Below are 13,291 nucleotides of genomic sequence, written 5' to 3'. Positions count from 1 at the left end.
GGTCTCCCCCTGGGGTGGACGTGCGGGTCCTTTCCACCGACGGTAGGGAGCGGCGGCCCGGCGCGGGATCCGGCGTGCTCCCGGATCCGCCGGGGGGATAACCCCCGCCCACCTCCGCATCTGGCCTCGCGATACGGGTTTGCGGACCAGTGCCCCGGGCAATGTAGGCTGTCGACTCGTCTCGTCCTGGGCGCGTAGCTCAGTGGTAGAGCGCCGCCCTTACAAGGCGGATGTCGGCGGTTCGAAACCGTCCGCGCCCACCAGGATCAGGTAGCAGGTCAGAGGCCCTCCGGAGTGACTCCGGGGGGCCTTCGCCATTGCTGGGGTCATTACCGGACGCGTTGGGCGGCAGCGTCGAGGAAGGCGCGCACCGCCTGCTCGAACTCCGCCTCGATGGCGACGAGTTCGTCCCGGGTCTCCGCCTTGTCGAGCTTGCCGATCTTCGAGGACACCGTGTCCATCAGCTGTCGTAGGGCCGGGTCGTCCGCCACGAGGTGGAGGCGGAAGGCGGCGGTCTCGGCGGCGGCACCGAGCCGGTCGCTCTCGACCTGGGCGTCCCGGTAGCCGTCGTAGGTGCCGTCACGCTGCGATCGTCGGCGGACGAACCAGAGCGTGATGACGCCTCGCTTGAGTTCCGTGACCGCGCCCGCGTATCCGCTGTACGCGGTCAGGCGCTCCTGGCGCAGGCGTTCCTCGCGGGCCAGGGCGCTGGTGCGCTCGGCCGTGCGCTGCTGGAAGAGATAGGTGCTCAGTGAGCCGATCAGCGTGCCCGCGACAGCCACCACGCTCGCCAAAACCGTGTCCACGGCGGTGAGTTGACCACAGTCGGTGCTGATTGACCAAGGGGAAGAGGCCTTCGGAAGGGCTTCCGGAGGCCTCTTGTCACGTCAGGCCCAGAACTCGTTGCTCTTCTCGATGTCCTCGACGCACTCGTCGAGGTCGGTGATCTTCTCGCCGACGACGCGGAACACGATGGCTCCGGTCTCGTCGATGCGCTTGCCGTTGCGCTCGGCGGCGAAGTGGTGGACGGAGACCGCGTGGCCACGGCCGTCCACGAGGATGTTGCGCAGGTTGACCTGGATGGTGCCGTTGGTGCGCTCGAAGAGCTGCTCGTACATGCCGATGATCGCGTCCTGGCCCTTGAAGTCGCCCGAGAGCGGGTGACTGCCGGGGACGTGGTGCGTGGCGTCGGCCGCCATCAGTGAGCGCAGGGTGTCCATGTCCCCGCGTATGAAGGCGTCGTAGCCTTTGCGGACGAGTGCTGCGTGCGGGTGTTCTGCCACTGTGATCGCCACCTCTCGATTGACTGGCGATATGCGGCTTGCATCCCTCATTCTCCGCTCTTACGGCTGGCTTCGCGCGGGGCTCTCATGCACGTGCTTGAGCCCCATACGGGCGTCCACGCGCTCCCCGCCCGTGACCTCCGTCCAGAAGCGGTGGCAGCTCACGAACACCGCGAGCTCGTGCTCCCGCTGCCTGAGCTTCTCCACCTCGGCCTGCTCGTCGTCCGTCCAGCCCGGGGATGCGGGCCGCTCCACCTTGCGCCAGCCGTGGTCGTCGCTGAAGCCGTCCAGGGGCACGACCGACCAGGGGAGTCGCTTGAGCAGGGCCGACAGCTCGGCCCGGACCTGATGCAGCTCCTCCTGACCGGCGAGGAGGTCACTCGGAAAGTCATAGGTCTTAGCCACAGCGGCAATGGTACGCCTGTTCGATTTTGAGTTGCGAGTTCCTTTGGGCGGTTCATGCGAACGGGTGGGGTCTCCCCGGTGCCGGCCAAGCCCCCTTCGGCAGCCTTCAGCCCAGCTGCTCCGCCAGTCCGACGACGATGCCCTCGGGGCCGCGGACGTAACAGAGCAGGTAGACGTCCTCGTACCGCACGATCTCGCCGACGAGTTCGGCACCGTGGGCCCGCAGGCGGGCGACATCGGCCTCGATGTCGTCGACGGCGAACATGATGCGACGGAGGCCCAGCGTGTTCGCCGGCGCGTCCTTCGGCTCGGTGTGGATGGCGCTCGGCCTGTGGAACTTCGCCAGCTCGACTCGCCCGTGGCCGTCCGGGGTCCGCAGCATCGCGATGTCCTGCCGGACGTCATGGAGCCCGATGACACGCTCCGCCCAGCTTCCTTCGAGTGGCCCCTTGCCCTCCAGCTCCATGCCGAGTTCGACGAAGAACGAGATCACGGCCTCAAGGTCGTCGACGACGATGAGGACGTTGTCCATCCGCTGGATCGCCATGCTGGGCCTCCTTGGCGAGCTTGGCGCCGTTGGTGAAGAACTCCGGAGCTCCGCATTCGTCCGTGTTGATGTGGCTGTCGGGGTGCGCGAGCACACTGCCCCACGGCGGGGTGAGGGCGGCCAGGCTCAGGCCGTTGGCGGCCGACCCGGTGGAGACCGGGAAGACGTCGACGTCCCGCTCGAAGATCTCGCCGAGCCTGCGGCGGGCGCTGTCGGTGAAGGGGTCGTTGCCGTACGGCAGGACCTGCCCGGCGGCCGCGTCGGCGACGGCCTGGGCTATCCGCGGGGATGCCCCGGCCATGTTGTCGCTGATGAAGGCATGGCTGGAGGGGGTGGTGGCGGTGCTGGCGGTGGTGGCGGTCGTGGTCATGCTCGGGGGTTCCTTGGTCTCAGGTGCCGACGAGCCTTGGGCGCCGGCAGGTCTCAGCTGCTGATGGGGGACGCGAAGACGACCGTGATGTCCACTTCCTCGGCGCCGGTGCGGTAGAAGTGCGGGGCGTCTCCGGCGAAGGCGAGCATGTCGCCGGGGCCCAGGTCCTGCGGGGCGTCGACGGGGCCGGCGGTGACGTGCCCGGTGGCGATGAGCAGGTGCTCGATCGTGCCCGTGGCGTGCGGGACGCCGGGCAGTTCCGTCTCGGGCGGGATGCGCAGCCGCCAGATCTCCAGGCTGTTGCCGCTGCTGATACGGCGTAGCAGTTCCCGGGATACCTCGCCGGGCTCGGCGTCCGTGCCGGGGCGGAAGACCGGCCCGGTGTCGGCGTCCCGCGCCAGCAGGTCGGCGATCGGGATGCGCAGGGCGATCGCGATCGCGTCCAGGGTGTCGATCGTCGGATTGCCGTTGCCGGCCTCCAGCTGCGACAGCGTGGCCTTGCTCAGTCCGGCGCGTCGGGCCATCTCCGCCGCGCTCATGCCGCGCTGCTGGCGACGGAGGCGGATCTTCGCGCCGACCGCGGCCGCGGTGCTGCTCACCGGCTGGCGGCCGGAGGGCGGGGGCGTCATCAAAGGGCTCCAGTTGAATGAACCATACGTTCACTATATCGAACGCCCTGCTTGATGGGTATGCGTCATCTTCGAATTCTGATAGGAAACATTCCTAACAGAAAGCGTGAACCACCGAACCCCTTCGGAGGCATCGTGCACACCCCCCACGTCCACACCTCACGCCGCACTCTGCTCACCCTGATCGGAGCCTCACTCGTAGCAGGCCCCCTCATCGCGACCCAGTCCGCCAGCGCCTGCGCCACCTCACCCGCCGCGGCCGTCGGTCTCGACGACCCGGCGAAGAAGGAGATCGCCATGAAGCTCGTGTCCAGCGCGGAGAACTCCTCGCTGGACTGGCAGGCGCAGTACAAGTACATCGAGGACATCGGCGACGGCCGCGGCTACACCGCCGGGATCATCGGCTTCTGCTCCGGCACCGGCGACATGCTCGACCTCGTGGAGCTCTACGCCCAGCGCCGGCCCGGGAACGTCCTGGCCGGCTACCTGCCCGCGCTGCGCGAGGTCAACGGCACCGACTCGCACGAGGGCCTGGACCCGGGCTTCCCCGACGACTGGCGGCGCGCGGCCGAGGACTCGGCGTTCCGGCAGGCGCAGAACGACGAACGCGACCGTGTCTACTTCAACCCGTCCGTCCGGCAGGGCAAGGAGGACGGTATCGGTGTGCTCGGCCAGTTCACGTACTACGACGCCATCGTCATGCACGGCGACGGCGGCGACAGCACCAGCTTCGGCAACATCCGCAGGCGGGCCCTGGCCAACGCCAACCCGCCGGCCTGGGGCGGCGACGAGGTGACGTATCTGAACGCGTTCCTCGACGCCCGGGTCTGGGCGATGCAACAGGAGGAGGCCCACTCGGACACGAGTCGCGTCGACACCGCCCAGCGGGTATTCCTCAGGGCGGGGAACCTGAACCTGGATCCGCCGCTGGACTGGAAGGTCTACGGGGACAGCTACCACATCGGCTGACACCCGGCGCCGGAGCCGGTGTCGACGCCTGAACGGCGGCGGCAGCGGCTCCGGCAGCCACCATCGCCGTTCAAGGCGTGGGGATACCCGCCGGGCGGGACGGGCGGCCGAGGCGGACCGGGACGCCGGGGGAGTACAGGACGCTGACCGGGGGACCGTCCGGGGCGGGGAGACCGGCCGCCGTGAGGAGGTTCTCCTCGCACGTGAGCAGTTCGGCGCGGTACAGGGGCCAGCGGGGGTGGTCGTTGGCCAGGTAGGCCGCTCCGCCGAAGAACGCGTTGTGCATGCCCCAGCGGGCGGTGAGGAAGTGCTCCAACTCCGTTGGCTCCGCTATCCGGTCACCCCTGCGCACGGCCAGCCGGCTGTACGCGCCGCGCGGGCCCGGCCAGCGGCGGGAGCTGGTGTAGGTGACGGTGTCGCCGTCGGGGCGGACGGTCATCCGGGACCAGAGGTACGGCAGTCGGAAGCCGACGCGTCCCATCACCACCGGAATCAGCCGTGACGCGTCCATCGACCGGAAGACGACACCACGGCGCCCGTTCGCGTCGACCGAGTACAGGCGCACATTGGTCTCCGGGAAGGACCCGAGATACGGCACCCCGGGCAGCCGAAGCCACCCGACCTTGTGCATCCGGAAGGCGACGAGACCGACGTACGTGACCCCGTCGTGCGTGTCGGGCACGGTCCCCCTCGGCAACAGGCCCGCGACGACGCCCGGTTCGACGGCCCAGTGGACGAACGTGAGGTCGAGCCACTGCTGGGTGAGGAGCGGGGTGCGTATGGGGGCGGGGGCGTCGGGGGTGACCGAGGTGGGCTGCTGCACGGCGTAAGGATGACAGGGGCCGTCCTCGGGCGGGTCGCCCGGCCCGAGGGTGGCGTGCGCTGCGGTCAGTGGCCCGCGGTCCGCAACTCCCTTACCAGCCTTGCCGTTACGGGCACGGGCACCCCGTGTCGGTCGGCCGCGCGGAGCAACGCGCCCCCGATCGCGTCCAGTTCGAGCGGGCGGTGTGCCTCCGCGTCCCGCTGCATGGAGGACTTGGTGGCGGGCGGGAAGGAGTCGTAGCGGGCGAGGGCCTGGGCGGGATCGGACGGGGCGCCGCAGGCTCGGGCGACCGCGGCCGTCTCCGCGACCAGGGACGTCAACTCGTCGCGGTGCAGGGTGCGTACGTCGCCCAGGGGGAGGCCGTAGCGAGTGGTCAGGAGGGCGAACGGGGCCAGGAACGACATCTTCGCCCAGAGCGCCTCCGCCTCACCGTCGAGCACCCGGGTGGTGAGGCCCGCGGCGTCGAAGGCCTTGGCCATGCCGTCGAGGAGGTCGCGCGGCACCGGGTCGCCGGTCAGGTCGATCTCCACGAAGGGGCTGGCGTGCTCGATCTCGCCGGGGGACAGGCGGGTGGACTCGACGCGGATGACGGCGGGGGCGACGCGGTCGGGACGGTAGCCGTGGGCGGAGGAGCGCAGGGTCTGCGGGTGTTCGACGCCGTTCAGGAATGGTATGAGCAGGGCGTCGCCGAGCGTCTCGGCCGGGATGCGCGCGAGGGCCGGCTCCAGGGCCGTGGCCTTGACCGCGATCAGACAGGCGTCCACCGGTTCGCGGAGGAGGGTGTCCGCCTCGACGCGTGCGGTGAAGTCGCCGAACACAGCGCTGCGGACACGCAGGCCGTCGGCGTCGATGGCGCGGGCCGTGTCCGCGCCGGACAGGCAGATCACGCGGTGACCGGTGCGGGCCAGCAGGGCGGCGAGCAGGCCACCGATGCCGCCGGGGCCGAGTACGGCCACGGTGAGTTCTTCGTGCGTGCCATTCGCGCCGGGCGCCATGGACGGGTCCTCTCGTCGGTCGGCCCCGGAATGGTGGCCGCCTCGGAGGTGATCATCCCAGTCCGGAGACCGATGCGGGAGACTGGGTTCATGTGCCGCAGCATCAAGACGCTTCGCCCGCCCGTACTGCCCGAGGAGGCGACGGAGGAGGAAATCCGCGCCGCCGCCCTCCAGTACGTCCGCAAGGTCTCCGGCTTCCGCGCTCCAGCGGCCCACAACCAGGAGGTCTTCGACCGCGCAGTGGAGGTGATCGCGGAGGCGACGGCCGAGCTGCTGGCGGGCCTTGAGGTGAGGGGGGCAAAAGCAGGGGCGTAGCCCCGCTTTTGTCTTCAGGGGCGCGGGGAACTGCGCGACCAGCCCCCACCGGCCCGCGCTGAACGAACCACCTACCCGCGAAACGCTTACGCGGGCTGCCGTTTCATCACGTAAGCCGCCCCCGCCCCCGCCCCGAACAACGCCACCAGCGAAACACCCGTCGCCAGCCAAGTCGCCCCCAGCCACTGCCCACCGAAGTAGCCAAGAGCCACGCTGTACGCCGCCCAAGTGAGGCCCGCCAGAGCCGACCAGGGAAGGAAGTCGCGAGCCCGGCGATGGGCAGCACCGGCGCCGAGGGAGACGACCGACCGGCCGGCCGGGGCGAACCGGGCGAGGACGACCAGCGCCCCACCGCCGGAGGCAAGCGCCGCGCCGAGACGTTCCTGCGCAGTCGTCAGGCGGCGCGAGCGGGCGATGGCCCGGTCAAGACGGTCCCCGCCACGCCAGGCCAGCCGATACGCCACCAGGTCACCGAGCACCGACGCGGTCGCCGCGCACAGAATCAGCGCCAGGATGTCGGGCACGTCGTCCGGCACCGTCCCGGTCGCCGCCCCCGAGCCCGCGGCAGCCGCCGTGGCAGCCGCGATGACGAGGACACCGCTCGGCAGGACCGGGAGGAAGACATCGAGTAGGACGGACAGAGCCACCCACGCGTAAATCCCTGGGCTGCCGGTCAGCGAACCCACACTCTCCAACACCAAGACTCCCCGTGACTCCCCCGTAGCCAACCGTGCCGCAGCGTCGCGGGGGAGCGGCAGGGGCGGCCAGTACAGCCATACAGCGTACGCCGGGGCTGTGACAGGAGGTTCACGGGGGGCGCGTGTGTTGCGCACAGGAGGTTCACCTGGCTGCCACCGCCCAGCGGGCGGGCCGTCCCGCCTGCTTCACCGTGCCGTTCGGCTGGGTCACGGGAACCGCGTGACCACACGAGAGACGGCGCCCTTCCCCTCGTAGAAGAGGAAGGGCGCCGTCATCGGTTCGGGCGGGCTTCGGTCAGGCGGCGACCGGGGTCTGCTCCGCCGCGCGCTTGCCCTCCGGCGTCGAGCGCTTGGCGAAGAGCTGGTCAAGGCCGAGGGCGCCGGAGCCGGTGAAGATCAGCAGGAAGAAGGCCCAGCAGAACATCGCCGAGGCCTCGCCGCCGTTCTCCATCGGCCACAGGGCCATGGACTGGTGCACGTCGAAGTAGGCGTACGCCATGGAGCCCGAGGCGATGAACGCGGCGCCGCGCGTGCCGAGGCCGAGCAGGACCAGGGTGCCGGCGACCAGCTGGATCACGGCCGCGTACCAGCCGGGCCAGGTGCCGGCGTCGACGGTGCCGCCCTCGGTGCCCGCGGCGCCGCCGAGGACGCCGAAGAGGGACGCGGCGCCGTGGCAGGCGAAGAGCAGGCCGACGACGATGCGGTACAGGCCGATCGCGTACGGCTGCGTGGTGTTGAGACGGTCGAACATGTGGGGGGTTACTCCTTCGGTCGGGCCGGGCCTGGATGGACCGGTCTGGGGACTGAACGAAAGGAGTGATCTACGTTAGGTGACCCTAATCAATGCTTGCAAGTTCAACATTTGGCCACGGCTCGGCTTCCGTTTCCGGTTCCGTTTCGGCCACGGCCGTCCGTAGAACCGCCCTCGCCACCGCGTCGGCGTCCGAGAGCGTGACCGAATCCACCCCGGGCCTGGCCCCCGCCGCGGTCACCCAGTGCACGCCCTCCGTGGGCACCCCGAACCCGAACCGCCGTGCGTGCGCCCGCCCCTGACGGTCGATCAGACGGTAGGGACGCGGTGTTACGTCCAGCCCTCCGGTTTCGTAACCGTCCACCGCGTGCGGACGGCACCGCCCCGTCTTCAGGAGCCGGGCGAGAAGGTCGTCGGCGGTGCGTCGCAGATCCGGTTCCGGAAGACGCGCCTCTATGAGAGTCGTCACACGTACGGCCGACCCCGGCACGTCGGGGGAGTGCGCCACCCACGCCCCGCCCCGCGCTCCGCTCTCCTCCCGCACCTCCAGACGTGGCCCCAGCACCCGCACCACACCCGCCTCCACCAGCGCGGCCAACTCCTCCACGCGCCGCCTCGGCGGACCGATGGACAGAAAGGCGTTGAGCGGGGTGTACCAGCGGTCCAGGTGCTCCCGGCGGGAGGTGCCCGCGAGGCCGCCGTGGTCGACGATCAGCCGCAACTCGTTGCGCAGGTCGCGCAGCACATCCAGGGCCGCCTTCAGCGGGCCGGCGACATTGCCCAGGCCGGCCTGCTCGGCATCGTCGCGAAGGTATACGAGCAGCCAGTCCCGCCAGTCGTCCTGACTCGCGAAGACGCGGCCCGCGTACGGCCGTGAAATCCGGTCCCAGGACCAGCGGTCGGCCTCCGGGACACCGAACTCGTCGAGAACGGCGGCCTCTTGGGAGGTGCGGTGGGTGGTTTCCAGGAAGCGGTCCCTGAAGTCCCGTACGAGCGAAGGTTTTTCGCCCGGCGAGTCTTCGTGCGGGAGGGTTTCCCGCGCCCCGAGCAGTGTCTCGTAATAGACCGTCTCCACCTCCTTCGCCACCAGCGGCCATATCTCCGCGAGGAAGTCCGGTGCCTCGCCGGAGTCCGCGCGCTTGCGGAAACCGGCGATCACCTCCGGGGTCAGGACGAGCGGGGTGTGACGGCCGTAGGGGCCCTTCGCGTTGTCGCCGCGGGCCTGGTAGGGGAGGCCGCGACGGGAGCCGGCGTAGAGGCGTGGCTCGCGGCCGGAGGGTAGGTAGCGCAGCCCTCCCTGGTCGCCGCGCACGAAACGGCCGCCGCGGCCCGTCGTCAACAGGGCTGTGTGGTCGAAGAAGTTGAGGCCGAGGCCGCGCAGCAGCACCGGTTCGCCTGGGCTGAGGAGGGAGAGGTCTACGTCGGCCGGGTTGGCGGGTGGGATGTGGCGCAGGCCGTGCTGTTCGGCGTAGGCGGCGAGGCGCTGCTGGGCGGCGTCCGCGATCACCGGCAGATGGCCCTGGGCCAGCACCACGGCGGACAGGCCGAACAGGACCCGCCCGTCGTCGAGCGTCAGCACCTGCCGGCCGTCGGCCGCGTCGTCGAGCCGCACGGCACGGGCCGCGTGCACCTCGACGCGCACGGCGGGTGGCGCCTCGCGCACGGTCCTCGCGAACACCCACTCCAGGTAACGGCCGTACTCGGCCCGGGTCGGATAGTCGTCCGGACCGAGCGGATCGAGAGCGTCACCATCCGCCGGGCCGCGCGCCTCGCCGTCCGCCCACTCGTACAGGCTCGGCCCCGGTCGCACCGGCCCCGCGCAGTCCACGCTCTCGTCCGTGAACAGGGTCACCTGCGAGGCCACCGTGTTCATCAGCAGCTCGGGCGACTGGGCGGTGTGCCAGACGCGGCCCGGGCCGGGCGGGGCCGGGTCGATGACGTGGACCGTGAGTCGGATGCCGGGTGGGAGGAGTTCCGGCACGGAGGCGCACATACGTTCCAGCATGCTGGTGCCGCGTGGTCCGGCACCAACGAGGGCGACGGAGACCTCGGTTGCAGACAAAGGGGTGACTCCCGGGCGTGTGGGGCGCATGGCAGCAAACCGCCCACTGGAAGCGGACGGTCCGCCTCATCATGCCTTCCCCGCCTCTTCGAGTCAGGTGAGGGTGGACTCCTCCACGGTCTTCAGCACCCCGCCCGGCCGCGCCTGCTCAAGGCGCAGCCGGGCCGAACGCCCGTGCAGGGTCAGCGTCATGAGCTGGTTGCCGAACCAAGGCCCGCCCGTCTTACGCCAGTTGACCGGCGGCCGCGGCAGACCGCCGTGCCCGGCGAAACGGCGGCCGAGGGCACGGGCGACCGCGCTCCAGCCGAAGCGGAAGCCGAGGCGTATGGAGAGGGGGATGGAGTTGTGGACGGGGGAACAGGTGAGCTGGAGGACGCGGGCGTCGGGGGCGCGGGAGGGCCACCGCGGCTCGGCGACGTACGCGTGATGCACGTCCCCCGACAGCACGCACACCGTCGCCGGCGCCTCGGCCCCCGTGCCCGCCTCCGCAATCAGCTCGGTCAGCGCCGCGAACGACGACGGGAACGCCGCCCAGTGCTCCAGATCGGCCCGCCGCCGCAGATCCTCCCCGAACCGCGCCCAGCGCGCGCCCTTCTCGCCCCGGCACAGGGCCGCGTTCCATCCCTCGGCGTCGTGCACCAGGTGCGGCAGCAGCCAGGGCAGCGAGGTGCCGATGAGGAGATGGTCGTAGGAACCGGGTTCCTCCAGGGCCTGTTCGCGCAGCCAGCGTTCCTCGCCCGGGTCGAGCATCGCGCGGCTCTCCTCGTCGAGGACCCGGGCCGCGCGGGTGTCCACCATCAGCAGGCGTACGCGGCCGAAGTCGCGCCGGTAGCTCCAGCGGACCGAGCACGGGTCGGCGTCGGCCTTGGCGGCGAAGGCGCGCAGCGCGTCCGTGCCGTCGGGTGTCTCGCGTACGGCGGCATAGAGGGGGTCGGTGGCGAGTTCGTCGGGGGAGAGGTTGCCGAGGTGCTGGTGCACCCAGTACGACATCAGCCCGCTCAGCAGCCGCTCGCGCCACCACGACGTGGCACGCATGTCCTCCAGCCAGGCGGCGGAGGTGTTCCAGTCGTCGATGATGTCGTGGTCGTCGAAGATCATGCAGCTGGGCACGGTCGACAGCAGCCAGCGGATCTCGGGGTCCAGCCACGACTCGTAATAGAGGCGCGTGTACTCCTCGTAGTCCGCGACCTCGCTGCCCGGGGGCTCGCGCAGATCGCGGCGGGCGGCGAGCCAGCGGCGGGTGGAGCCGGAGACCTCGTCGGCGTAGACCTGGTCGCCCAACAGGAGGAGTACGTCCGGCCGTTCGCCGTTCGGGTCGGCGGCCATGCGTGCGGCCAGAGTGTCCAGGGCGTCCGGGCCCACCGGGTCGTGCTCGTCGGCGGGCGGGGCGGCCCAGCGGCAGGAGCCGAAGGCGACGCGGACGGTATCGGCGTCCTCATCTCCTTCTCCGTCGTCGGCGGTGCGGATGACGGAGGGAGGGAAACGGGAGCCGACGAGCGGCCACACGCGCGTGTCGTCCAGGAACACCTCGTACGACGGTGAAGTGCCAGGTGAGAGGCCGGTCACCGGGACTAGGGCATAGTGATGGCCCGCCACCTGGAAGGTGCGGGCCGTGCCGCCGGCGCCGTCCGCGCAGCGCACCTCGGCGGCGCACGGACGGCTCGTCTCGACCCATATGGTCGCGGACGAGCCGTCGGCGTACCTCAGCAGTGGTCCCAGGCGCAGTTCCGCCACGTGATCGCCCTCCTCCGTCGCCCCGTACGGTACGGAACGACGGAGGTCAGTGGCGAGGTTCCTTCACAGAAACCGGCGGATCTTCCTGGAGCCGACTGAAGTTGATCAGCAGCTGGCGAGGTAGCTCGTGAGCGCGCTCTTCTCGGCGGAGTCGACCGAGAGGTCGTAGTAGTACTTCACCTGGACCCAGGCGCGGACGTACGTGCAGGTGTACGCGGTGCGCGAGGGCATCCACTCGGCCGGGTCCTGGTCGCTCTTCTGCTGGTTCACGTTGTCCGTGACGGCGATGAGCTGGGGCCGGGTGAGGTCGTTGGCGAACGCCTGGCGGGTGGCGCTGCTCCAGGAGTCGGCGCCGGAGTCCCAGGCCTCGGCCAGCGGGACCAGGTGGTCGATGTCGAGGTCGGAGGCGGCGGTCCAGGTGGCGCCGTCGTAGACGGAGTACCAGGTGCCGCTGGTGGCGGCGCAGGCGGAGCTGGTGACGACGTTCGTACCGTCCCGCTTCAGGACCGTCTCACGGGTGTTGCAGGTGCCGGAGATGGTGATCCAGTGGTTGAACAGGTCGCGGTCGTAGCCGGTGCGGTCCTCGGTCGCCACGGTGAGCGAGGCGAGGTAGGTGCGCGCGGTGGCGGCGCTGACCGGGGTGGGGAGAGCGGCGGACGCGGACGGACCGTTGAAAAGTCCGACCGAGGCTATGAGTCCGGTAAGAGCGACGAGTATGCTGAGCCGTCGACGCGCGTAGAACTTCGGCATGCTAACTCCCTCGGGGGGTGGGGGTGTTGAGCGCGAGCGAGGAAATGCTCGCGGCCCTGTGTTGCCGGGAGGTATGCGTTCGGTAAGAAGTTAGTGACGTGGACATGACATAACAAGGTTTACTACGAAACGATCTCGTATGATTGGCGGCGTTGAAGGGGAGTAGCTCTTCGCCGGACCGTCGACATACTGCTCAGCTCGTCTGAGCCGGCGCCCGGAGGCAGGTCACATGTGACCGGCCAGCGAGACCTTCGGCCAGCAGTGCACTGACTGTGTGCTGCCGTGCCGAGGTGTCGTTTCGCGGTAACACTCTCGGTGGGGCAGCCCCGACCGATTGAGGAACCTTGATCAGCTTCACCGTCATGGCGGTCGTCTTCGGCGTCGTCTTCCTTGCCGAACTGCCGGACAAGACCGCCCTCGCGGGCCTCGTCCTCGGCACCCGCTATCGCGCCTCCTACGTCTTCGCCGGCGTCGCCGCCGCCTTCGCGCTGCATGTCGCGCTCGCCGTCGCGGCCGGCAGTGTGCTGACCCTCCTGCCGCAGCAGATCGTGCACGCGCTGACGGGCGTGCTGTTCCTGGGCGGCGCGGCGGTGCTGCTCATGCAGAAGGGCGGGGCCGATGGTGACGCAGAGGTCCGGCGGCCCGAGAACCAGTCCTTCTGGAAGGTCTCCGGGGCGGGATTCATGCTCATCCTGGTCGCCGAGTTCGGTGATCTCACGCAGATCATGACGGCGAACCTCGCGGCCCGGTACGACGACCCGCTCTCCGTCGGTCTCGGTGCGGTACTCGCGCTGTGGGCGGTGGCCGGACTCGGCATCGTCGGCGGAAAGGCCCTGATGAAGCGGGTGCCGCTGCGGCTCATCACGCAGGTCGCGGCCGTGCTGATGCTGGGCCTCGGCGTGTGGAGCCTCTGGGAAGCCGTGACCGGGTGAGCTGAACGGTGGGTGAACTGTTACCGGA

Annotated in this window: 15 protein-coding genes, 1 tRNA gene and 1 pseudogene; 4 read left to right on the top strand and 13 right to left on the bottom strand. The window is 70.2% G+C overall.

Going from position 1 to position 13,291, the window contains the following annotated elements; genetic code table 11:
- The first annotated feature begins 188 nt into the window (after positions 1-188).
- Positions 189-263, top strand: a tRNA-Val gene (locus AC5DRG_RS15965).
- Between the two features lie 66 nt (positions 264-329).
- Here AC5DRG_RS15965 and kilB read toward each other — a convergent pair.
- The 6 genes and pseudogenes from kilB to AC5DRG_RS15935 all read right to left on the bottom strand — a co-directional run bounded on the left by kilB (position 330) and on the right by AC5DRG_RS15935 (position 3,234).
- Positions 330-806: a plasmid transfer protein KilB gene (kilB, locus tag AC5DRG_RS15960; protein ID WP_491811163.1), complete on the bottom strand. Its 477-nt coding sequence runs from the start codon at positions 804-806 to the stop codon at positions 330-332.
- A gap of 81 nt (positions 807-887) precedes the next feature.
- Positions 888-1,283, bottom strand: coding sequence for a nuclear transport factor 2 family protein (locus tag AC5DRG_RS15955; protein WP_491813053.1), 396 nt, complete (start codon positions 1,281-1,283; stop codon positions 888-890).
- 60 nt (positions 1,284-1,343) lie between these two features.
- Positions 1,344-1,688 (bottom strand): DUF8825 domain-containing protein, encoded by a 345-nt coding sequence (locus AC5DRG_RS15950; RefSeq protein ID WP_491811162.1) that lies wholly within the window; start codon positions 1,686-1,688, stop codon positions 1,344-1,346.
- Positions 1,689-1,794: 106 nt separating this feature from the next.
- The gene (locus AC5DRG_RS15945) at positions 1,795-2,235 is read right to left on the bottom strand and encodes a VOC family protein (RefSeq protein WP_491811161.1); all 441 of its coding nucleotides are present in this window, start codon (positions 2,233-2,235) and stop codon (positions 1,795-1,797) included.
- Between the two features lie 16 nt (positions 2,236-2,251).
- A pseudogene (locus AC5DRG_RS15940) lies at positions 2,252-2,605 on the bottom strand (beta-eliminating lyase-related protein); the annotation flags it as partial.
- A 53-nt stretch (positions 2,606-2,658) separates the two neighbouring features.
- Positions 2,659-3,234, bottom strand: a complete 576-nt coding sequence (locus AC5DRG_RS15935; protein WP_491811160.1) for a helix-turn-helix domain-containing protein — start codon at positions 3,232-3,234, stop codon at positions 2,659-2,661.
- A gap of 135 nt (positions 3,235-3,369) precedes the next feature.
- Between AC5DRG_RS15935 and AC5DRG_RS15930 the strand changes: the two genes are divergently transcribed.
- Positions 3,370-4,203, top strand: a complete 834-nt coding sequence (locus tag AC5DRG_RS15930) for a chitosanase (protein WP_491811159.1) — start codon at positions 3,370-3,372, stop codon at positions 4,201-4,203.
- Between the two features lie 70 nt (positions 4,204-4,273).
- Here the strand turns inward: AC5DRG_RS15930 and AC5DRG_RS15925 are convergent, their stop codons facing one another.
- Both AC5DRG_RS15925 and AC5DRG_RS15920 read right to left on the bottom strand, forming a co-directional pair.
- The gene (locus AC5DRG_RS15925; protein ID WP_491811158.1) at positions 4,274-5,026 is read right to left on the bottom strand and encodes a YqjF family protein; all 753 of its coding nucleotides are present in this window, start codon (positions 5,024-5,026) and stop codon (positions 4,274-4,276) included.
- 65 nt (positions 5,027-5,091) lie between these two features.
- Positions 5,092-6,021 (bottom strand): ketopantoate reductase family protein, encoded by a 930-nt coding sequence (locus tag AC5DRG_RS15920; RefSeq protein ID WP_491811157.1) that lies wholly within the window; start codon positions 6,019-6,021, stop codon positions 5,092-5,094.
- 90 nt (positions 6,022-6,111) lie between these two features.
- On the opposite strand from AC5DRG_RS15920, the gene AC5DRG_RS15915 reads away from it, so the two are divergent.
- Positions 6,112-6,336: a DUF2277 domain-containing protein gene (locus tag AC5DRG_RS15915; RefSeq protein ID WP_491811156.1), complete on the top strand. Its 225-nt coding sequence runs from the start codon at positions 6,112-6,114 to the stop codon at positions 6,334-6,336.
- Between the two features lie 86 nt (positions 6,337-6,422).
- On the opposite strand, the gene AC5DRG_RS15910 is transcribed toward AC5DRG_RS15915, so the two are convergent.
- From AC5DRG_RS15910 to AC5DRG_RS15890, 5 genes are all read right to left on the bottom strand, one after another.
- Positions 6,423-7,034, bottom strand: a complete 612-nt coding sequence (locus AC5DRG_RS15910; protein ID WP_491811155.1) for a DedA family protein — start codon at positions 7,032-7,034, stop codon at positions 6,423-6,425.
- Positions 7,035-7,329: 295 nt separating this feature from the next.
- A complete protein-coding gene (locus tag AC5DRG_RS15905) occupies positions 7,330-7,785 on the bottom strand; it encodes a DoxX family protein (protein ID WP_491811154.1) in 456 nt (151 codons plus the stop codon).
- An 85-nt stretch (positions 7,786-7,870) separates the two neighbouring features.
- Positions 7,871-9,877 carry an FAD/NAD(P)-binding protein gene (locus AC5DRG_RS15900; RefSeq protein WP_491811153.1) on the bottom strand — a complete coding sequence of 669 codons (2,007 nt, stop codon included), beginning with the start codon at positions 9,875-9,877 and terminating at the stop codon, positions 7,871-7,873.
- Positions 9,878-9,940: 63 nt separating this feature from the next.
- Positions 9,941-11,581, bottom strand: a complete 1,641-nt coding sequence (locus AC5DRG_RS15895; RefSeq protein WP_491811152.1) for a DUF7800 domain-containing protein — start codon at positions 11,579-11,581, stop codon at positions 9,941-9,943.
- 105 nt (positions 11,582-11,686) lie between these two features.
- A complete protein-coding gene (locus AC5DRG_RS15890) occupies positions 11,687-12,331 on the bottom strand; it encodes an HNH endonuclease family protein (protein WP_491811151.1) in 645 nt (214 codons plus the stop codon).
- Positions 12,332-12,675: 344 nt separating this feature from the next.
- Between AC5DRG_RS15890 and AC5DRG_RS15885 the strand changes: the two genes are divergently transcribed.
- Positions 12,676-13,263, top strand: a complete 588-nt coding sequence (locus AC5DRG_RS15885; RefSeq protein ID WP_491811150.1) for a TMEM165/GDT1 family protein — start codon at positions 12,676-12,678, stop codon at positions 13,261-13,263.
- The last annotated feature ends 28 nt before the right edge of the window (positions 13,264-13,291 follow it).

This window comes from Streptomyces sp. JLBG701 (assembly GCF_058544905.1).
The sequence above is the reverse complement of the archived record's forward strand: the minus strand, read 5'-3'. Positions and strand labels throughout refer to the sequence as shown.

Coding starts and splice junctions, on each gene's coding strand:
- AC5DRG_RS15905 (WP_491811154.1), bottom strand. CDS start 7,785: ATGTTCGACCGTCTCAACACCACGCAGCCGTACGCGATCGGCCTGTAC.
- AC5DRG_RS15935 (WP_491811160.1), bottom strand. CDS start 3,234: ATGACGCCCCCGCCCTCCGGCCGCCAGCCGGTGAGCAGCACCGCGGCC.
- AC5DRG_RS15920 (WP_491811157.1), bottom strand. CDS start 6,021: ATGGCGCCCGGCGCGAATGGCACGCACGAAGAACTCACCGTGGCCGTA.
- AC5DRG_RS15890 (WP_491811151.1), bottom strand. CDS start 12,331: ATGCCGAAGTTCTACGCGCGTCGACGGCTCAGCATACTCGTCGCTCTT.
- AC5DRG_RS15900 (WP_491811153.1), bottom strand. CDS start 9,877: ATGCGCCCCACACGCCCGGGAGTCACCCCTTTGTCTGCAACCGAGGTC.
- AC5DRG_RS15915 (WP_491811156.1), top strand. CDS start 6,112: ATGTGCCGCAGCATCAAGACGCTTCGCCCGCCCGTACTGCCCGAGGAG.
- AC5DRG_RS15945 (WP_491811161.1), bottom strand. CDS start 2,235: ATGGCGATCCAGCGGATGGACAACGTCCTCATCGTCGTCGACGACCTT.